The sequence below is a fragment of the Roseomonas genomospecies 6 genome, assembly GCF_008365375.1.
Lineage (GTDB): Bacteria > Pseudomonadota > Alphaproteobacteria > Azospirillales > Azospirillaceae > Azospirillum.
Genome location: NZ_QOKW01000011.1, coordinates 108,443 through 127,199, shown reverse-complemented (window position 1 = coordinate 127,199; position 18,757 = coordinate 108,443). Strand labels below are relative to the sequence as shown.

17 protein-coding genes are annotated in these 18,757 nt (G+C 67.8%); 10 read left to right on the top strand and 7 right to left on the bottom strand.

The genetic code is table 11. From position 1 onward, the window contains the following. Positions 1-15 precede the first annotated feature (15 nt). On the bottom strand, positions 16-1,215 hold the full coding sequence (locus DS843_RS15620; protein WP_149469817.1) for an IS256 family transposase: 1,200 nt from the start codon (positions 1,213-1,215) through the stop codon (positions 16-18). Between the two features lie 603 nt (positions 1,216-1,818). On the opposite strand from DS843_RS15620, the gene DS843_RS15610 reads away from it, so the two are divergent. Then, a complete protein-coding gene (locus DS843_RS15610; RefSeq protein WP_167525326.1) occupies positions 1,819-2,709 on the top strand; it encodes a LysR family transcriptional regulator in 891 nt (296 codons plus the stop codon). Positions 2,710-2,749: 40 nt separating this feature from the next. Here DS843_RS15610 and DS843_RS15605 read toward each other — a convergent pair whose 3' ends face one another. Continuing rightward, positions 2,750-3,469: a GntR family transcriptional regulator gene (locus DS843_RS15605; protein WP_149469814.1), complete on the bottom strand. Its 720-nt coding sequence runs from the start codon at positions 3,467-3,469 to the stop codon at positions 2,750-2,752. 186 nt (positions 3,470-3,655) lie between these two features. On the opposite strand from DS843_RS15605, the gene DS843_RS15600 reads away from it, so the two are divergent. The 3 genes from DS843_RS15600 to DS843_RS15590 all read left to right on the top strand — a co-directional run bounded on the left by DS843_RS15600 (position 3,656) and on the right by DS843_RS15590 (position 6,677). Then, positions 3,656-4,642, top strand: a complete 987-nt coding sequence (locus DS843_RS15600; RefSeq protein ID WP_149469813.1) for a C4-dicarboxylate TRAP transporter substrate-binding protein — start codon at positions 3,656-3,658, stop codon at positions 4,640-4,642. 242 nt (positions 4,643-4,884) lie between these two features. After that, the gene (locus DS843_RS15595; protein WP_149469812.1) at positions 4,885-5,403 is read left to right on the top strand and encodes a TRAP transporter small permease; all 519 of its coding nucleotides are present in this window, start codon (positions 4,885-4,887) and stop codon (positions 5,401-5,403) included. Beyond that, positions 5,400-6,677, top strand: coding sequence for a TRAP transporter large permease (locus tag DS843_RS15590; protein ID WP_149469811.1), 1,278 nt, complete (start codon positions 5,400-5,402; stop codon positions 6,675-6,677). Before DS843_RS15595 ends, DS843_RS15590 begins: the two co-directional genes overlap by 4 nt. A 79-nt stretch (positions 6,678-6,756) precedes the next feature. Here DS843_RS15590 and DS843_RS15585 read toward each other — a convergent pair whose 3' ends face one another. After that, positions 6,757-7,797, bottom strand: coding sequence for a DUF808 domain-containing protein (locus DS843_RS15585; RefSeq protein ID WP_149469810.1), 1,041 nt, complete (start codon positions 7,795-7,797; stop codon positions 6,757-6,759). A gap of 79 nt (positions 7,798-7,876) precedes the next feature. Further along, entirely contained in the window at positions 7,877-8,485 is a 609-nt protein-coding gene (locus DS843_RS15580; RefSeq protein ID WP_149469809.1) for a helix-turn-helix domain-containing protein, read from the bottom strand. 250 nt (positions 8,486-8,735) lie between these two features. On the opposite strand from DS843_RS15580, the gene DS843_RS15575 reads away from it, so the two are divergent. Then, positions 8,736-8,930, top strand: coding sequence for a hypothetical protein (locus DS843_RS15575; RefSeq protein WP_149469808.1), 195 nt, complete (start codon positions 8,736-8,738; stop codon positions 8,928-8,930). 141 nt (positions 8,931-9,071) lie between these two features. Here DS843_RS15575 and DS843_RS15570 read toward each other — a convergent pair whose 3' ends face one another. Beyond that, positions 9,072-10,907, bottom strand: coding sequence for an O-linked N-acetylglucosamine transferase, SPINDLY family protein (locus DS843_RS15570; RefSeq protein WP_286192122.1), 1,836 nt, complete (start codon positions 10,905-10,907; stop codon positions 9,072-9,074). Between the two features lie 301 nt (positions 10,908-11,208). Further along, positions 11,209-11,892, bottom strand: a complete 684-nt coding sequence (locus DS843_RS15565; protein ID WP_149469807.1) for an HD domain-containing protein — start codon at positions 11,890-11,892, stop codon at positions 11,209-11,211. Between the two features lie 228 nt (positions 11,893-12,120). Between DS843_RS15565 and DS843_RS15560 the strand changes: the two genes are divergently transcribed. Next, on the top strand, positions 12,121-13,047 hold the full coding sequence (locus DS843_RS15560; RefSeq protein ID WP_149469806.1) for an ABC transporter ATP-binding protein: 927 nt from the start codon (positions 12,121-12,123) through the stop codon (positions 13,045-13,047). Then, the gene (locus DS843_RS15555; RefSeq protein WP_208852250.1) at positions 13,044-13,817 is read left to right on the top strand and encodes an ABC transporter permease; all 774 of its coding nucleotides are present in this window, start codon (positions 13,044-13,046) and stop codon (positions 13,815-13,817) included. Before DS843_RS15560 ends, DS843_RS15555 begins: the two co-directional genes overlap by 4 nt. A 31-nt stretch (positions 13,818-13,848) precedes the next feature. Here DS843_RS15555 and DS843_RS15550 read toward each other — a convergent pair whose 3' ends face one another. Continuing rightward, positions 13,849-14,328: a GFA family protein gene (locus tag DS843_RS15550; RefSeq protein ID WP_149469805.1), complete on the bottom strand. Its 480-nt coding sequence runs from the start codon at positions 14,326-14,328 to the stop codon at positions 13,849-13,851. Between the two features lie 174 nt (positions 14,329-14,502). Here DS843_RS15550 and DS843_RS15545 point away from each other — a divergent pair, with 174 nt between their 5' ends. From DS843_RS15545 to DS843_RS15535, 3 genes are all read left to right on the top strand, one after another. After that, a complete protein-coding gene (locus DS843_RS15545; RefSeq protein WP_149469804.1) occupies positions 14,503-17,235 on the top strand; it encodes a sensor histidine kinase in 2,733 nt (910 codons plus the stop codon). Further along, positions 17,232-17,930, top strand: coding sequence for a response regulator (locus DS843_RS15540; protein ID WP_149469803.1), 699 nt, complete (start codon positions 17,232-17,234; stop codon positions 17,928-17,930). The genes DS843_RS15545 and DS843_RS15540 overlap by 4 nt, the downstream gene beginning before the upstream one ends. A 169-nt stretch (positions 17,931-18,099) precedes the next feature. After that, positions 18,100-18,753, top strand: a complete 654-nt coding sequence (locus tag DS843_RS15535; protein ID WP_149469802.1) for a TerC family protein — start codon at positions 18,100-18,102, stop codon at positions 18,751-18,753. Positions 18,754-18,757 lie beyond the last annotated feature (4 nt).

Sequence of the window (18,757 nt, the reverse complement as noted above, 5' to 3'; positions counted from 1 at the left end):
GTCTGGCCGGGATTGTCAGGCGGCCACAGCGGGCAGGCTGACGAGGGTATCATCGCCGAGAGGTGCGATGGTTTCCAGCGTCATATAGCGTGCCCTCTGGACAGCCCATTCGTCGTTCTGTTCCAAGAGGATGGCACCGATGAGGCGTGTAATCGCGTCCTCGTTGGGAAATATACCCACGACCTCGGTGCGCCGCTTGATCTCGCCGTTGAGCCGTTCAATCGGGTTGGTCGAGTGGAGCTTGGCCCGATGCTCCCTGGGAAAGGTCATGTAGGCCAGGACGTCTTCTTCCGCCTCGTCCATCAGGGCGGCCAGCTTCGGCAGCTTGGCCCGGACTTGATCGGCCACTTGCCGCCACTGCGTTCGTGCGGATGCCGCATCATCCTGCGCGAAAGCAGTGGCGATGAAGGCGGCGACGACACGGCGCCCGCTCTTACCGGCATGGGCAAGCGCGGTCCTGGAGAAATGCACCCGGCAGCGTTGCCACGTCGCCTGGAAAATACGGGTGACGGCGGCCTTGATGCCGCCATGGGCGTCGGAGATCACCAGCTTGACGCCGTTCAGCCCCCGGCGTTTCAGCTTACGCAGGAACTCGATCCAGAAGGTCTCGGCCTCCGACGGGCCGATGTCCATCCCCAGTACTTCGCGGCGGCCATCGGTGTTGACCGCCACCGCGATGGTGACGGCCACCGAGACGATGCGCCCATTCTGGCGCACCTTCACGTAGGTGGCATCCAGCCACAGGTAGGGCCAGTCGCCCTCGATGGGGCGGCCGAGGAAGGTCTTCACCCGCTCATCGATCTCGGCGCACAACCGGCTGACCTGGCTCTTGGAGATGCCGGACATTCCCATCGCCTGGACCAGATCGTCCACCGAGCGCGTCGAGATGCCTTGGATGTAGGCCTCCTGGATCACCGCCGTCAGCGCCTTCTCGGCCATCCGCCGCGGCTCCAGAAAGCCTGGAAAGTAAGAGCCCTTGCGCAGTTTGGGAATGCGCAGCTCGACGGTGCCCGCCCGGGTTTCCCAGTCGCGATCCCGATAGCCATTGCGCTGGACCAGCCGCTCGGCAGACCGTTCGCCATGACCAGCGCCGGTCAGCCCCTGCACCTCCAACTCCATCAGCCGTTCGGCGGCAAAGCCGATCATCTCGCGCAGAACATCGGCATCCGCGCCCTTCTCAAGCATCGCGCGAAGCGCCATCATCTCGTCGGTCATCGTGGTCACCATCGGTCGAGGTTGTGTTGTGGTGACCAGACTCTACCGAAGAACCACGATGACCGCCCGCTATGGATAACCGGCCCGCCTACGCCAGCCAGATGAGGGCGCTGCGGCGGGCCGGTTCCCCACAGCTCCTACACCACCCCGTGGGGCACGACCGCCGATCTTCAGACCGTCCTGGTTGGGTCGGACGTGGTTGGCGTTGTGGACCGTCCAGGACGCGAGCCAGAGAACCTTGCGCTCCAGCTCGCGCAGGCAGGCGAGGTCGGCGTGGTTCGGAACGGGCGCGTCCATGTCTGTTCCCCTTCGATCGTCAACGGAACGGCGGTCGTTGATGGGCAGAGCCTATCATTTGTGGCACGGCAGGGGTTTGCAAGGTGGCGCCCCGGACGCACCCGGATTAGCATCGGATTGCCGCCGCTCGGCCCTTCGGCGGGGTGAGCGGGGCGGGGCATTAGACGTCTAATAGCGACCGCCACAGCCTCTGACGTTCGCAATGGAAGACCTGGGGCGCGTTTTGCCATAAACAGTATTGCAAAAGGGGGACGCAGGGCGAATCCCCATGGACGGCTCAAGGACTCAGGGAAGCAGGACGGGATGATGGACTGGGACAAGTTGCGGGTGTTCCACGCTGTGGCCGAGGCCGGCAGCTTCACCCACGCGGGCGAGGCCCTCAACCTCAGCCAATCGGCGGTCAGCCGCCAGATCAGCGCGCTGGAAGACAGCCTCGGCGTTCCGCTGTTCCACCGGCACGCCCGCGGCCTGATCCTGACCGAACAGGGCGAATTGCTGAACCACGCGGCGCGCGACATCTTCGCGAAGCTGTCGATGACCCAGGCGATGCTGAGCGAAAGCAAGGACGCCGCCAAAGGCCCGCTGAAGGTGACCGCGACGGCGGCCTTCGGCTCGACATGGCTGACCCCGCGCATCGGCGAGTTCCTGGCGCTCTACCCGGACATCCAGCTCACATTGCTGATCACCGACACCGAGCTGGATTTGGGCATGCGCGAGGCCGACGTGGCGATCCGTGTGAGCCCGCCGCGCCAGCCGGACCTGATCCAGCGGCATCTGATGACCTTCCGCTCGCACCTCTACGCGCACCGCCGCTATCTGGACCGGCGGGGGGAGCCGCAGACGGTGGCCGATCTGGGGTCGCACGATCTGGTGACCTATCCGCAGGAAATGCGCCCGCCCTTCGCCAACACGCACTGGCTGCGCGATCTGGTCACCGAACCGGTTGCCCGCAACCGCACGGTTCTTCAGGTCAACAACCTCTACGCGATCTTCCGCGCCGTGGAGAGTGGACTGGGCATCGGCTCGCTGCCCGATTATCTGGTCGCCGGGCTTGGCGACGTGGTGCGGGTGCTGCCCGAGCAGTCCGGATCGAAGGTGGACGCCTTCTTCGTCTATCCGGAGGAGCTGCGCCATTCTAAGCGCATCGCGGTGTTCCGCGACTTCCTGGTGAGGAAGGTCGCCGAAAGCCAGTTCTGACCAAGGTTTCCCCCGCCCGCGGGGAAGCGGGCGCGGGAGATCACGCGGACTCCGCCACCGGTTCGGCGGGGGCGGAGTCGCTGTCGAACAGGTCGGGGAAGCGACGGGCCAGTTCGGGCAGCGAGGTCAGGATCTCCCGCAGGTGCAGGCGCATCGCGGCTTCCGCCGCATCGGGGCAGCGCACCCGGATGCCCTCCAGGATTTGTTCGTGCTGGGCGATCAGCCGGTCCAGCGGGGTCGCCTGCGGCAGGCTGAGGTAGCGGACGCGGTCCATCTGGGCCTTGGTTTCCTCCACCACCCTCCAGGCGTATTCGCAGTCCACCCCGAGCGCTATGGTCCGGTGAAAGGCCTCGTCCAGTTCCAGGAAGGCCGTCGGATTCGTGCATCCGGCGGCATCGCGCTGGGCCCTCAGGTTGGCTTCCAGTTCACGGACGGTGCGGGCGGGCAGCCCCTCTCCCGCCTTGCGGGCCACGGCCAGTTCCACCGCCTCGCGGACGAAGCGGGCGTCCATCACCTGTTTGGCCGAAATCTTCACGACGAAGGTTCCGCGCTGCGGGCGGATGATGAGCAAGCCGGACTCGCTCAGCTTGATGAAGGCTTCGCGCACCGGCTGGCGGCTGACACCCAACTGCCCCGCGACCTCCTGCTCCGACAAGGGCTGCCCGGGACGGAACTGCATGGTCACGATGGCGTGGCGCAGTTCCCGGAAGACGCGGCGGGCCACGGGCTCCGCCAGATCCGGTTCGATCCTCCTCAACATGGCTTCCCCCATTCCTCTTTCTTGCCGGCCTTATCGCCGGTCCCCGCCCGGACCGCACCGTGCGGAGGAATCATCCTGCACCGTTCGCAAGCCCATGGACAACACCATTCTTGTATACTACCATACCAGTTGTGGATCGAACAATCGTCTGAGTGAAGCAGGCATTTTCCGCGAAGGGGAGGAACGATGAGCATCATCACCCGCACATGGCGCGTGGCCGCCCTGGGCCTTGCGCTGGCCACTGTCGCCGGCGGCGGTGCGCTCGCCGCCGATTACACGCTCAGCGTGAACACCGCGCTGGCCCAGCAGGACCCGCTCTACAAGGGACTGGAGGAGTTCAAGAAGAACGTCGAGGCGCGGTCCGGCGGCAAAATGGCCGTCCGCCTGTTCCCCGGCTCGCAGCTCGGCAAGGACGAGGACGTGCTGGAGCAGGCCCGCGCCGGAGCGGGCGTCGCGGTGGTCGTCGACGGCGGGCGCCTGGCCGTCTTCGTGAAGGAATTCGGCGTGCTGGGCGGCCCCTACCTCGCGCAGGGTTACGACGGCATCCGCAAGGTCGTCACCTCCCCCATGTTCGACCAGTGGTCGGACAAGCTGCGCAAGGCGTCGGGCCATCAGGTCCTGTCCTTCAACTGGTGGCAGGGCGAACGCCACCTGCTGACCAACAAGCCGGTGAAGGGACCGGAAGACCTCGCCGGCATCCGCATGCGCACCCCGGGCGCGCCGGTGTGGATGGAGACGATCCGCGCCATGGGCGCCACCCCGACCCCGATGGGCTGGTCGGAAGTCTACACCGGCCTTCAGCAGAAGGTGATCGACGGCGTGGAGGCCCAGCACCCGGCCAGCTTCGGTTCCCGCCTGTATGAAGTGACCAACCGCGTCACCAAGACCGGCCACATCAACCTGATCACCGGCATCGTCACCAGCGCCGCCTGGTTCGACAAGCTGCCGGCGGACCAGCAGACGATCCTGAAGGAAGAGGCGCTGAAGGCCGGCGACAGCGCATCGCGCGCCACCCAGGCCTCGCTCGCCGAGTTCGAGAAGCAGATGAAGGACAAGGGCATGACGATCGAGGAGATCGACGTGACCCCGTTCCGCAAGGCGACCGCCCCGGTCTACGAAAAGCTGGGCTACGCCGACCTCCACAAGGAGGTGGAGAAGCTGCTCCAGAACTGACGCCGGGGTTTTGACCTTGCCCCCTCCCTAACCCTCCCCCGCTCTCGGCGGACCGAAGGTCCGCCTGCCGCGTCAGCGCAAACCAAAGGTTTGCGCGAGAGCTTCGCAGGGGAGGGGACTGCCGCCGCTTTGCAAAAGGCACCCTTTCCCGCGAGAGCGGGGGAGGGCCGGGGTGGGGGCAAGACTTACCAAACCAACGCCCGTCCGCCGCCACTTTCGGCCGCTATCAAGGGACTTCCACCATGTCGTCCTTGTTCCACAAGGGGGAAGCGTTCCTGGCGATGCTTCTCCTCGCCGCCATCGTGCTTCTCGTCTTCGCCGCCGGCGTCATGCGCTGGTTCGGCCACCCGCTGGTCTGGTCGGTGGACGTGGCGCAGCTTCTGTTCGTCTGGGTCGCCTTCCTCGGCGCCGACATGGCGCTGCGCAAGCGCGCCCACATCGGCATCGACTATCTGGTCAAGCGCCTGCCGGTGAAGAGCCGGGCCATGCTGGATCTCGTGCTCGGCGTGCTGGTCGTGGCCTTCCTCATGACCATGGTCGTGATGGGATACCGGCTGACCATGCTGAACCTGGAGCGCCAGTTCGGCGACAGCGGCATCAGCTACGCCTTCGTGACGTCGGCCGTGCCGGTGGGCTGCCTGTTGCTGGCCGCCACGCTGACCGGGCAGATCCTGGACACGCTGCGCGAATTGCGCCGCCATCCGAAACCGGTCTTCGCACCGGCCCCCAAACCCGGCGAGATCGAGGAGGTCGTGCCATGACCCTGCTTGCCGTCACCTTCTTCGCGCTGATGGCCCTGGGGCTTCCCATCGCCTTCGCCATCGGCATCGCCGGCTTCTCCTTCTTCGCGACCAACGAGATCATCCCGATGTCGATCGGGGTGCAGCAGGTCGCCTCCGCCTCGCAGAGCTTCCCGCTGCTGGCCGTGCCCTTCTTCGTGCTGGCCGGGCACATGATGAACCGCACCGGCATCACCAGCCGGCTCATCAACTGCTCCAACGTGCTGGTGTCCTGGATGTCCGGCGGGCTGGCGCAGGTCTGCATCGTGCTGTCCACGCTGATGGGCGGCGTCTCCGGCTCGGCGGTGGCCGATGCGGCGATGGAGGCGCGCATCCTCGGCCCCAGCCTGATCGCGCGCGGCTATTCGAGGGGCTTCACTTCGGCGACCATCGCGGTCGGCTCGCTCATCACCGCGACCATCCCGCCCAGCCTGGGGCTGATCCTCTACGGCTTCGTCGGCAACGTGTCGATCGGGCGGCTGTTCCTGGCCGGTGTCATTCCGGGCCTTCTGATGATGGCCGGGCTGATGCTGACGGTGTGGCTGATCGCCAAGCGACGCGGATACCGTCCGGAAATGGCGGAGCGTCCGACCCTGCGCGCCGTGGGGCGGGCGATGGCCGACGCGAAATGGGCGCTGCTGTTTCCTGTGGCCCTGCTGTTCGCCATCCGCGGCGGTCTGTTCACCCCGTCGGAAGTCGGCGCCTTCGCGGTCATCTACGCCGCGGTGGTCGGCTTCCTGCTGCACCGGGAACTGACCTGGGCCGCCGTGGCGGAAGCGCTTCAGGAAGCGGTGGTGGACACCGGCCTGATCATGCTGATCATCCTGTTCTCGGGCATGGTCGGCTACGCCATCATCTTCGAGCAGGCGCCCCAGACCATCGCGGAGGCGATGACCCAGATCACCACCAACCCTCTGCTGGTGGTCGCGCTGATCCTGATCTTCCTGTTCATCGCCGGGCTGTTCGTGGAAAGCACGGTGCTGGTGCTTCTGCTGACGCCGATCTTCCTTCCCATCGTAGCGCCGCTGGGCGTCGATCCGGTCCATTTCGGCATCCTGATGATGACCATCGTCACGCTGGGCTCCATGACGCCTCCGGTGGGGGTCGCCATGTACACGGTGTGCAGCCTGCTGGATTGCCCGGTAGAGGAGTACATCGTCGAATCGCTGCCCTTCGTCGGCACCGTGGTCGCGCTGGTCGTTCTTCTGGCGCTGTGGCCGGGGCTGGTGCTGTTCCTGCCGAACATGCTGATGTAAGGGAAGAGAGCTTGCCGAGGGGCGGTCCGGACCCAGCGAAAAGGGAGGGCCGCCCCTTTTCGTTGTTCTTCGGGCCGCGTTACTTTCCGGACACCATGCCCCAGGCCGGCTCGATCACCTTGTGCACCAGCGGGATCAGCAGGGCGCCCAGCAGCAGCCCGAACAGGCCCGATCCCGCAGCACCCACCAGCCATTCCACCGCCGCTCCCGCCGCCGGAACGGCGTGCCCGGCGGCCACCGCAACCCCATGGATCGCGTGCCCGACCGCCGTCACGCCGAAGCCCTCCAGCCCGTGGACGACGATGCCGCCGCCGACCCACAGCATCGCGGCGGTTCCGACCACGGCCAGAAGCTTCAGGAACACCGGCATCCCCTTGACCAGCCCGCGCCCGATCGCCTGCGTCACCGGGGCGAGCGCCCGGTCGGCCCCGCCCGGCTCGGCGGAGGAGGGGCGGCGCACCCCCAGAAGGCTGGCCACCGGACGCCCGTTTTGCGCCAGCGACAAACCCGCGTCGTCCGCCTTCACGATCAGCGCCACCGCGCCATAGACCATCACCGTGATGCCCACCCCGACGATGGCGAGGACGGCGGCCTGCATCCAGAAGGAGGAGGTCTCGGCGGCCACCGTGGACAGGACGATGGCCATGATCTCCGCCGACAGGATCAGGTCCGTCTTGATGGCGCTGCTGACCTTTTCCTGCTCGAACTGGGCGGCGTCCTGCCCGATGGCCTCCACACCGCCGGTGCCGTGATGCCCGCCGTGGGGCCACAGGGCCTCCCACACCTTCTCCGCCCCCTCGTAGCAGAGGAAGGCGCCGCCCAGCATCAACAGCGGCGTGATCGCCCAGGGCGCCACGAGGCTGAGCGCCAGCGCCGCCGGCAGCAGGAAGACCAGCTTGTTCTTCAGCGAACCCAGCGCGATCCTGCCGATGATCGGCAACTCCCGGTCGGCGGTGAAGCCGACCACGTAGCGCGGAGTCACCGCGGCGTCGTCCACCACCACCCCAGCGGCCTTGGCCCCCGCCCGGGCCGCCTGCCCGGCGGCATCGTCGAGGGAGGCCGCGGCGACCTTCGCCAGCCCGGCCACGTCATCCAACAGCGCAATCAGTCCCGTGCTCAAAGCCCTGGCTCCCCACCGTACCCGCTCCATGGAGCAGACAACAGCGCAGGAGGCAAGCCGGACCTTTCGCCGAACCGTATCAGTCGTCCGCGAGGTCGTCGGCGGTCAGCATGCGCAGGTCCAGGTCCGGCATGCCCTGACCGTCGTCCCGGTAGAGCACCCGGTCCACCAGCACCAGAACGCGCACGCCGTCGACCGGCACGACGCTCAGCCGGCGGTTGATGACGGCGTTGCGGAAGGCCACGGCCCGGTCGTTGTAGGTCACCGACAGGACGTCGCTCGTCCCGTCCAGCATGGGCAGGGCGTAGCGCTCCATCATTTCCGCGGTCATCCCGTCGATGCGGGGCAGCAGGGAGGAACCGACGATGTCGAACCGGTGCTTCTCGATCCAACAGGCCAGCGGCGGCGATACGGCCTGGGCGATCAGCCCGGGCGTGTAGAGGGTGGTCATCTCCCCCATGGTCCGCACCATAGCCTTCAGCCCGAGAAAGGTGGGGTGATGCCGGAAATGGCCCGTCAGCACGTCGCGCAGCAACGCCTGCTCCCGCGGGTCGGGCAGGGCGGCGCCCGCCTCCCAGCGGGTGACGGCCTCCTCGGTGGTGGCCAGCATGACGGCGAACTGCGCGCAGGTCAGACCGTGCAGGCTTCTCAAGGCGCGGACGATCTGCGGCCACTCATACGCCGGCACGGACGCGGCACTCCAGGTTATCCCAGGGGGCAATGTTGCTGAGAATACGTGATCCACGCGCAAATGCATACGCATTGATGCGTGGGGGCCATGCCGGGGCGTCCGTCCATTGGTTCGCGATGCCGACTGTTTTTACTCTAAACGCTTGAGGTGGCTGTAATTTTTCCGCCTTCCTGCCCTGCGGTGTTTACGCTTCTGGTATCGGGTATACCACGGCATCATAACCCCACCAGAAAAGAGGAGACACATCATGGCTTACGCTTCCGCCCATCACAGCCATCACGAAGGCCTTCTGTCGCAGGTCGCCAAGGCTGTTACGGAATTCGCCGGCGCCTGGTTCTCGGCCACCCCGCTGTATATCGTATACCAGGCCGTGTCGTCCGCCACCTACGCTCCGACCACGAACACCTCGGCGCTCGACCTGCCGACGCTGATGCGCGAATGAGCGGCACCAGGGCCATCCGGCCCCCGACGCGACGGCCCCACCATCCGGGCCAGAAAAAAGGACCGACTCCTCCGGAGCGGTCCTTTTTCGTTTCGGCCATCCGGAACGGGAGACCGGTTTGCCCTGAAACCGCGCCGCCCTCTACCCGGCAACCGTGAAGGACGCCGGGGGTTTCCCCTGGCGCTGGCGCTCCAGCATCGTCAGAAACGCCCGATCCAGCGAGCGCGTGTAGGCGTCCATGTCGAACAACGGGCTGCCGTCACGCCCGGCGCGCAGATTTGCCGTCAAGGTTCTGAGTTGATCACGGTTGTTCGACCAATGAAGAACCGTGCTTTCGTAACGCGTCAGGGAATCCGTCGCGAATTCGGGGATGCCCGCGGTGTGGAGCAAGTTCGCCGCCACACGCGATTGCAACGTCGGCCCCAGGCACGTCACCAGCGGAAGCCCGACCCACAGCGCGTCGCTCGCCGTCGTATGGGCGCCGTAATGCAAGGTGTCCAGCATCAGATCGGCGTTCTGTAGCCGGGACAGATGATCGCTCAGGCTCGGAGCCCAGGACGCGAAGACCAGACGATCCGCGCCGACGCCCGCCGATCGCGCGGACCGGCGCAGATTCCGCTCGGCCTCCGACGCCGTTCGGGCGAGCCACAGCACGGCGTCGGGGATTTGGTGCAGCAACGCCATCCAGACGCCCCAGATCTCGGGCGTGATCTTGTAGCTGTTGTTGAAGCAGGCCAGCACGAACGCATCCGCCGGAAGCCCGCAGGCCGAACGCGGCGGCGGTGGCGGCACGTCGTAACGGCGGTCCCGCGGCATGAAGCATCGCGGCATCCGCGCGACCGCCTCCGTGAAGCCGCTCTCCAGTTCCGGCGGCAGGGAGACGGGATCGGCGACGATGTAGTCGATCCAGGGCGCGCCCATGGTGCCGGGATAGCCCAGGAACTGGACCTGCACCGGTGCCGGGCGGGCGGCGAGGATGTGCGGTCGCGGATGTCCGGTGTAGCCCTTCAGGTCGATCAGGATGTCCACGCCGTCCCGCCGGATCGTCTCGGCCGCCGCCTCCACGGTCGAGGACTCGATGTCCACGAACCGGTCGACGCCTTCGCGGACCCGTCGGCGCTCGACGCCGTCCTCGTCCGGGCCGTAGCTGTAGGCGATCACGCGGAAGCGTGACCGGTCGTGAAGCGCCAGCACCTCCGCCAGCAGTTGCGCGACCGGATGCTGGCGGAAGTCGTTCGACAGATAGGCGATCGTGGCGATATCCGTCCGGCGGGGCTTCGCCTTGAGCCGCACCGGTTTCGGCCGGATCGTCTGCGCGTGCGCCCGCGCCGCCGCCAGAAGCGACGCCGGGGACACGCGGTGGGACAGCATCATGGCCGCCTGCACCGGCACACCCTGCGACGCGATGGCTTCCAGCTCTTCGGCGTCTTCCTCAAAGGAGGACCAGTCGCAGGATTGCTGCTTCGTCTGGATGAGCCCGACCTTCGCGGTCGGATGCTGCGGCGCGATGGTCAGCGCACGGCTGTAGATCCGGGACGCCGCGTCCAGCCTGTTCTGTCCTTTGAGAGCGGTTCCCAGATTGAACCACACCGCCGGGGCGTTCGGCGCCACCGCAGCCGCCTGGCGCGCCAGGCGCTCCGCCCCCTCGAGGCGCCCTAATTGAAACAGCGCCGCCGAGAGGCTGAGCAGCGTGTCCGGGTTTCCGGGCTGAAGGAGCCGGACCTGTTCGAGCGTGCCGGCGGCGCGCTCGAAGGCTCCCATCCGGAACAGGGTGTTCCCGATGTTGAGCAGAATTCCGGGGTGATCGGGATCGTGGCGGCGCGCCGTCTCGAACGCCTGCAGGGCATCGTCGTAACGCTGGTTCTTGAAGGCCTCGTTCCCGACCGCGGCGTAGAGATCACGCCCGAAACCCGCGATCTGAGGGGGCAATGCGATGCCCTTGGTCGCCGCTTCGAACAGCGCAACGGCACGCTCCAAGTCGCCTTTTCGGGCCAAGGCCAGGGCATCCGACAGTTTTCGCATATCCGGCCCGGAGGGTCCGTTGCGGTGGCTGTTCTTGTTCATCTCCGACACGACCCTGCTTTTCCCATTCTGCCCAACGCCCATTCTGCCCAACGCTCGGCGCCGCGCCGCGATTGCCGCAGCCCGGTCCGCGTGAGCCGCACCGCCCTGGCGATGCCCTCAATTCGGGTATGGTAGCGCACTCCCGCCCAGGCGGGGCGAATGTTGTCGTCCGGTCCGCCTGCCCGCCGGTCCGTCTGCCCGCAAGTGGGGGCCGTCAGGCGTCCCCGGCGATCTCCGCCAGAAGCTGCACCTGGAAGGACAGCAGGAAGGCCGCCCGCTCCCGCGCGCGCTCCCGGCCCGCCGGGGTCTGCATGGTGTTGGGAAGCAGCAGCAGCTTCGCCTTGAAGTGATCCAGCGCGTACTGAAGGTCGTCCAGCGGGCGCCCCTCGGCCAACGGGTCCTCGCCGTGGAACAGCGCCCGCTTCATCAGGCCGGAGGTGGCGAAGCAGCGCGCGATGCCGATGGCCCCCAGGCTTTCCAACCGGTCGGCGTCCTGGACCAGCTTCGCCTCGATGGTCAGCGGCTGGATGCCGGCGGAATAGCTGTGCGCCTCGATGGCGTGGCGGGTGGCGGGGATCAGCGCGTCCGGAAAGCCCATGCCGCGCAGAACCTCCTCGGCCCGGTCCGCCGACAGGCGGGAGGCGCGGCTGCGGTCCGGGTGGTCCTTCGGAACGTTCACGATGTCGTGCAGCAAGGCTGCCGCCAGCACGACCAGCATGTCCGGCGGCGGTCCGCCGTCCCGTTCGGCCTCCGCCGCGGCCAGGGCCTTGGCGGTGCGCCAGACGCGAAGAAGATGGTCGACATCGTGCGCCGGGTCCTCGGCTGCGTTGGAGCGCAGCCATGTGGTGATGGAGCTTTCCCAAACGGCGACATCGCCGAGCACAACATCTTTTGGCATGAGGGCTCGTCCTCTTCAGTGCTTTTTACATAATATGGGGATCGTCAGCGCCGATGTCCCGGAATCATTTGTGGGCAGACCTTTCACTCCACCAAATCGGGACTCCCAAAGCCGGGCTCCTCTTATCCGGAATGGTTGCACCGCGCCGAATGCCCGGTGACCGCGGGCCGTCCCGCCGTTAAGGTGACGCCCGCCCGGAACGGGCCGACCGACAGGCAGAGGGGAGACATGCAGCCGATCATTCAGGTGCGTGGGCTGGAAAAGACCTACGCCACCGGCTTCCAGGCGCTGAAAGGGGTCGATCTCGACATCCGCCGCGGCGAGATCTTCGCCCTGCTGGGGCCGAACGGGGCGGGCAAGACGACGCTCATCAGCATCATCTGCGGCATCGTCCGCGCGACCGGCGGCAGCGTGACGGTGGACGGGCACGACATCGTGCGCGACTGGCGCGCCGCGCGCTCTCTGATCGGCCTCGTCCCACAGGAACTGACGACCGAGGCGTTCGAGAGCGTCTGGGCCACCGTCAGCTTCAGCCGCGGGCTGTTCGGCAAGCCGCCCGACCCCGCCCACATCGAGAAGGTGCTGAAGGACCTGTCCCTCTGGAACAAGAAGGACAGCAAGGTCATGGCGCTGTCCGGCGGCATGAAGCGCCGCGTGATGATCGCCAAGGCCCTGTCGCACGAGCCGCGCATCCTCTTCCTGGACGAGCCGACCGCCGGGGTGGACGTGGAGCTTCGCCGCGGCATGTGGGAGATGATCGGGCGCCTGCGCGACAGCGGCGTGACCATCATCCTGACCACCCACTACATCGAGGAGGCGGAGGAGATGGCCGACAGCATCGGCGTCATCTCCAACGGCCGCATCGTCCTGGTGGAGGACAAGGCGGCGCTGATGCGCAAGCTGGGCAAGCGGCTGCTGACCCTTCAGCTCCAGAACCCGCTGGAGTCCATCCCGCCGGAGCTGGCCGGCTATCCCCTGACCCTGTCCGGCGACGGGCGGGAACTGGTCTACAGCTTCGATACCCAGGAGGAGCACACCGGAATCGCCGGGCTTCTGCGCAAGCTGGGCGACCACGGCATCGACTTCACGAACCTCCACACCGAGGAAAGCTCCCTGGAGGAGATCTTCGTCAGCCTCGTGAAGGAGCGGGCATGACATCCCCCATCAACCTTCATGCGATCAAGGCCATCTACCTGTTCGAGCTGGCCCGCACCTGGCGCACGCTGTTCCAGAGCATCGCGGCGCCGGTCATCTCCACCTCGCTCTATTTCATCGTCTTCGGGGCGGCCATCGGCGGGCGCTTCACGGCGGTGGACGGGGTGACCTACGGCGCCTTTTTGGTGCCCGGCCTCGTGATGATGTCCGTGCTGACGGAAAGCGTGTCCAACGCCTCCTTCGGCATCTACATGCCGCGCTATTCCGGCACGATCTACGAGGTGCTGTCGGCCCCGATCTCCGCCTTCGAGACGGTGGTCGGCTATGTCGGGGCGGCGGCCACCAAGTCGATCATCCTGGGCGTGCTGATCCTGCTGACGGCACGGCTGTTCGTGGATTATTCAATCCAGCACCCGGTCTGGATGGTCGCCTTCCTGGTGCTGACCTCGGTCACCTTCAGCCTGCTGGGCTTCATCCTGGGCGTCTGGGCGGACGGCTGGGAGAAGCTGCAGATCGTGCCGATCCTCATCATCACGCCGCTGGCCTTCCTGGGCGGCAGCTTCTATTCGATCAGCATGCTGCCGCCGCTGTGGCAGAAGATCACGCTGTTCAACCCGGTCGTCTATCTGGTCAGCGGCTTCCGCTGGAGCTTCTACGGGCAGGCCGACGTGCCGGTCGGGATCAGCCTCGCCATGACCGCCCTGTTCCTGGCGGTCTGCCTGGTCGCGGTCTGGTGGATCTTCCGGACGGGCTACAAGCTGAAGGCGTAGCGGCCTGAAGGCGTGCTCCTGGGCGGCGGGATCAGGTCCCGCCGTCCAGCAGCCCATGCGCCCGGTGCCAGTCCTCCAGCGATTCCGGGGGATAGTCGTCGCTCCGCTCGTCCCCCGGCCCGGCCTGGACCGGCACCCAGTTCGCCTTGGACCTCAGCATCATGTGGACGTGGGCCGGCGCCTCCGGCAGGGGCGTGTCGATGGCGCTGGCGAAGGGGTGCACCAGTTCCGGCCAGCGCGGGTCGCTGACCCACAGGGCGGAGCCGCAGCGGGAGCAGAAGCGCCGCTCCCCGGGGCTTTCCTGCCCGTCGATGCGGGCGTGGAAGACGGTGACGTGCTCCGCCCCGGTCACGGTCAGCGTGTCGGCCTTCGCCCCCAGATTGATGGCGTAGCCGCCCCCGCCCGCCGTCTTGCGGCAGATGGAGCAGTAGCAGCGCAGATAGGGGACCGGCGCATAGGCGTCCACCGAGAAACGCACCGCGCCGCAGTGGCAGGACCCGTCCAGCTTCATCCGTTCTCTCCTCCCATCCTCCGGCGCCCGGCTGCGGCGCTCCGTCCGTCCAACCCTTCCTCGCGGAGAAAGTTTCCGGACACCGCGGCGAACACGCACCGCCCTCTCGACGCCGCCGCGGCGAAGCATTAGCTGAATGCCGATGGCCGATCCGTTCCGAAAGCCACCCGCCGCATGCCGAACGACCGCCCCGTCGCCCTCACCCGGCCTTCTCCCGAGGCGCTTCTGCGCGAAGCGGCGCGGGAAGGGCGCGGGCGGCTGAAGCTGTTCCTGGGCGCCGCGCCGGGAGTCGGCAAGACCTACGAAATGCTGCTGACCGCCCAGGCCAAGCGGCGCGACGGGGTGGACGTGGTGGCCGGCGTGGTCGAGACCCATGGCCGGCGGGAGACCGAGGCGCTGCTCGCCGGGCTGGAGATCGTCCCCCGGCGCGAGGTCGAGCACCGGGGCCGCCTGCTCGACGAGATGGACCTCGACGCCATCCTGGCCCGCTGCCCCGCCATCGTGCTGGTGGACGAGCTGGCCCACAGCAACGCCCCCGGCAGCCGCCACGCCAAGCGCTACCTCGATGTGGAGGAGATCCTCGCCGCCGGGATCGACGTCTACACGACGATGAACATCCAGCATGTGGAGAGCCTGAACGACGTCGTCGCCCGGATCACCCGCGTCCGTGTGCGCGAGACGGTGCCGGACTCCATCCTCGACCGCGCCGACGACATCGAGGTCATCGACATCACGCCCGACGACCTGATCCAGCGGCTGAAGGACGGCAAGGTCTACGTCCCGCGCACCGCCGAGCGCGCCATCCGCCATTACTTCTCCCCCGGCAACCTGACGGCGCTCCGCGAACTGGCGCTGCGCCGCACCGCCCAGCGGGTGGACGAGCAGCTTCTCACCCACATGCAGGCCCACGCCATCGCCGGTCCCTGGGCGGCGGGGGAACGGCTGCTGGTCTGCGTGAACGAGGACCCGGCCTGCGCCGCCGTCGTCCGCTACGCGCGCCGTCAGGCGGACCGGCTGCGCGCCCATTGGACCGCACTGCATGTGGAGACTCCGCACAGCCTGCGCCTGACCGAGGCCGAACGGGACCGCATCGCCGACGCGCTGCGGCTGGTCGAGAAGCTGGGTGGCGAGGCCGTCACCATCCCCGGCGGCGATGTGTCCGACACGGTGGTGGACTACGCGCGGGCCAACAACGTCGCCCACATCGTCATCGCCAAATCCCACCGCGGCCCCTGGGCGGAGCTGCTGCGCGGCTCCGTCGCCTTCCGGCTGATCCGCCGGGCCGGGGACATCAGCGTCCACGTCATCGCCGGCAGCACCGCCGATCCGATCCCGCCGAAGACGGTGCGGACCGCCGCACCCAGGCGGCCCGCCTTGTCCTGGTGGCCCTACGCCGCCGCCACCGGCTACGTCACCCTGGCGCTGGGGCTTGGGCACCTCCTGCATCTGATCCTGGACGTCGGCAACATCGGGCTGGTGTTCCTGACGGCGGTGCTGGCCAGCGCCGTGACCGGCGGGCTGGGGCCGTCGCTCTACGCCTGCGTCGCCAGCATCCTGGCCTTCAACTATTTCTTCCTGAACCCGCTCTACACCCTCTCCATCGCCGATCCGGAGAACATCGTCGCGCTGTTCTTCTTCGCGGTGGTCGCGGTGATCGCCAGCAACCTGACCGCCCGCGTGCGCGCCCAGGCCGTCACCGCCCGGCTGCGCGCCAAGACGACCGAGGATCTTTACAGCTTCAGCCGCAAGCTGGCCGGCGTGATCACCATGGACGACCTGCTGTGGGCCACCGCCCACCAGATCGCGGCGATGCTGAAGGTGCATGTGGTCCTGCTGCTGCCCGACAGGGATACGGTATCCGTCCGCGCCGGCTACCCTCCGGAGGACGAGCTGCGGGAGGCCGACCTCGCCGCCGCCGTCTGGGCCTGGGAGAACAACCGGCCCGCTGGACGCGGGTCGGACACGCTGCCCGGCGCCAAGTGGCTGTTCCTTCCCCTGCGCACCGGGCGCGGCCCGGTCGGGGTGGTCGGCATCGACACCGACACCGCCCGCACCGGCAAGCCCGGCGCCCTGCTGACCCCCGACCAGCGCCGGCTGCTCGACGCGCTCACCGATCAGGCGGCACTCGCCATCGAGCGGGTCACGCTGGCGGAGGATGTGGACCGCGCCCGTCTGGCCGCCGAGACGGAACGGCTGCGCTCGGCCCTTCTCACCTCCATCTCCCACGACCTGCGCACGCCGCTGGCCTCCATCCTGGGGTCGGCGACCAGCCTGACCGCCTACGGCGCGGGCATGGACGAGGCGTCGCGCCGCGACCTTGCCACCACCATCCAGGAGGAGGCGGAGCGGCTGAACCGCTTCATCGCCAACCTGCTGGACATGACCCGCCTGGAATCCGGCGCGATCCGCCCCCGCACCGGCCCGGTCGATCTGGCCGAGACGGTGGGCAGCGCGCTGGAGCGGGCGGGGCGCATCCTGGCCGGACACAGGGTGGATGTGAATCTGACCGCCGACCTGCCGATGCTGGAGGTGGACGAGGTGCTGTTCGAGCAGGTTCTCTTCAATCTGCTGGACAACGCGGCCAAATACGCGCCCACGGGCTCGCTCATCCAGGTCAGGGCATTCCGGGAGGATGGACAGGTGCGCATCGAGGTGCTGGACGAGGGCGAGGGCATCCCCCCGGCGGATGTGGAGCGGATCTTCGACACGTTCTACCGCGTCCAGGCGCAGGACCGGCAGCGCGCCGGGACCGGGCTGGGGCTGGCCATCTGCCGCGGCTTCGTCGAGGCGATGGGGGGCCGCATCGCCGCCGGCAACCGCAAGGACCGCCCCGGCGCCGTCTTCACCCTGACCATGCCCGCCGCCGCCGCTCTGCCGGGTCTTGAGGAAGAGGAGGGGACGCCATGAGGTCCGAATCCCTGCCGTTGCGCGTCCTGGTCGTGGACGACGAGCCGCCGATCCGCCGCTTCCTGCGCACCACCCTGACCGCCCAGGGCTACGACATCACCGAAGCGGAGGACGGCGCGGCGGCGCTGGAGGAGGTGCGGCGGCGCCCGCCGGACCTTCTGGTGCTCGACCTCGGCCTGCCCGGCGTCGGCGGGCTGGAGGTGATCCGCCGCCTGCGCGCCGACGGCGTGGCCGCCCCGATCATCGTGCTGTCCAGCCGCACCGACGAGGCGGGCAAGGTGGAGGCGCTGGACCTCGGCGCCGACGACTACGTCACCAAGCCCTTCGGCATGGACGAGCTTCTGGCCCGCATCCGCGCCGCCCTGCGCCACCGCCTGCAGCAGCAGGGGGAGCGCCCGCTGTTCCGCGGCGGCGATCTTGCCGTCGATCTGGTCCGGCGGATCGTGACCGTCCGCGGCGCGGAGGTGAAGCTTTCGCCGCGCGAATACGACCTGTTGCGCCTTCTGATCGCCCATGCCGGCAAGGTCCTGACCCACCGCTTCATCCTGAAGGAGGTCTGGGGCGGCGACACGGACGTGCAGTATCTGCGCATCTACATCCGCCAGCTCCGCCAGAAGATCGAGCCGGAACCGGAACGACCGCGCCACATCCTGACCGAGACCGGCGTCGGCTACCGGCTGCGCGCTCCGGACTGATCCCGCCCATAGCCCGCTGCATTCCACCGCTGCACGCTAAACCTGCTGCGCCAGGGTTCGATTCGTGCGACAGAAGCCCCAGGGCCGCTGTTTCAGGCGCAAGCCCCAAGAAAAGAGATGACCGCACACCGCAACTGAGCCCATCCGCAGCTTTCGAAGAGATTTTGATATGGAAAGCGTCGATCTCTGGTCGCAGCTCACCGCCCTTGGGCAGGTGATCGCCATCGACCTCGTTCTGGCCGGCGACAACGCCATCGTGGTCGGCATGGCCGCCGCCGCGGTGCCCCTGGAGCAGCGCCGCAAGGTGATCTTCTGGGGCATCGGCGCGGCGATCCTGCTGCGCATCTTCTTCGCCCTGATCACCACCCAGCTTCTCGCCATCATCGGCCTGACCCTGGCCGGCGGCATCCTGCTGCTGTGGGTCTGCTGGAAGATGTTCCGCGAGCTGCGCTCCCACGGGGCGGACGAGGTGGCCCCCGACGAGGCGCTGGCGGCGACGGGGCCCGGGGACGCCGCGGTCGGCGCGGCGGTGGCGACGACCACCTTCGGCGCGGCGGTGTGGCAGATCATCGTGGCGGACGTGTCGATGTCGCTCGACAACGTGCTGGCGGTGGCCGGTGCCGCCAAGGATCACCCGACCATCCTGGTCATCGGCCTGCTGCTGTCCGTCGTGCTGATGGGGGCCGCGGCCAACATGATCGCGCATGTCCTGCACAAGCACCGCTGGATCGGCTGGGTCGGTCTCCTCATCATCACCTACGTGGCGCTCGACATGATCTGGCGCGGCGGCAACGAGGTGCTGACCCAGGCCCACCTGCTCTGATCCA

Excerpts from the sequence above, each read along its gene's own strand:
- DS843_RS15605 (WP_149469814.1), bottom strand. The coding sequence starts at position 3,469 with ATGTTGAGGAGGATCGAACCGGATCTGGCGGAGCCCGTGGCCCGCCGC.
- DS843_RS15595 (WP_149469812.1), top strand. The coding sequence starts at position 4,885 with ATGTCGTCCTTGTTCCACAAGGGGGAAGCGTTCCTGGCGATGCTTCTC.
- DS843_RS15610 (WP_167525326.1), top strand. The coding sequence starts at position 1,819 with ATGGACTGGGACAAGTTGCGGGTGTTCCACGCTGTGGCCGAGGCCGGC.
- DS843_RS15620 (WP_149469817.1), bottom strand. The coding sequence starts at position 1,215 with ATGACCGACGAGATGATGGCGCTTCGCGCGATGCTTGAGAAGGGCGCG.
- DS843_RS15600 (WP_149469813.1), top strand. The coding sequence starts at position 3,656 with ATGAGCATCATCACCCGCACATGGCGCGTGGCCGCCCTGGGCCTTGCG.
- DS843_RS15590 (WP_149469811.1), top strand. The coding sequence starts at position 5,400 with ATGACCCTGCTTGCCGTCACCTTCTTCGCGCTGATGGCCCTGGGGCTT.
- DS843_RS15540 (WP_149469803.1), top strand. The coding sequence starts at position 17,232 with ATGAGGTCCGAATCCCTGCCGTTGCGCGTCCTGGTCGTGGACGACGAG.
- DS843_RS15575 (WP_149469808.1), top strand. The coding sequence starts at position 8,736 with ATGGCTTACGCTTCCGCCCATCACAGCCATCACGAAGGCCTTCTGTCG.
- DS843_RS15550 (WP_149469805.1), bottom strand. The coding sequence starts at position 14,328 with ATGAAGCTGGACGGGTCCTGCCACTGCGGCGCGGTGCGTTTCTCGGTG.
- DS843_RS15535 (WP_149469802.1), top strand. The coding sequence starts at position 18,100 with ATGGAAAGCGTCGATCTCTGGTCGCAGCTCACCGCCCTTGGGCAGGTG.
- DS843_RS15560 (WP_149469806.1), top strand. The coding sequence starts at position 12,121 with ATGCAGCCGATCATTCAGGTGCGTGGGCTGGAAAAGACCTACGCCACC.
- DS843_RS15565 (WP_149469807.1), bottom strand. The coding sequence starts at position 11,892 with ATGCCAAAAGATGTTGTGCTCGGCGATGTCGCCGTTTGGGAAAGCTCC.
- DS843_RS15545 (WP_149469804.1), top strand. The coding sequence starts at position 14,503 with ATGCCGAACGACCGCCCCGTCGCCCTCACCCGGCCTTCTCCCGAGGCG.
- DS843_RS15555 (WP_208852250.1), top strand. The coding sequence starts at position 13,044 with ATGACATCCCCCATCAACCTTCATGCGATCAAGGCCATCTACCTGTTC.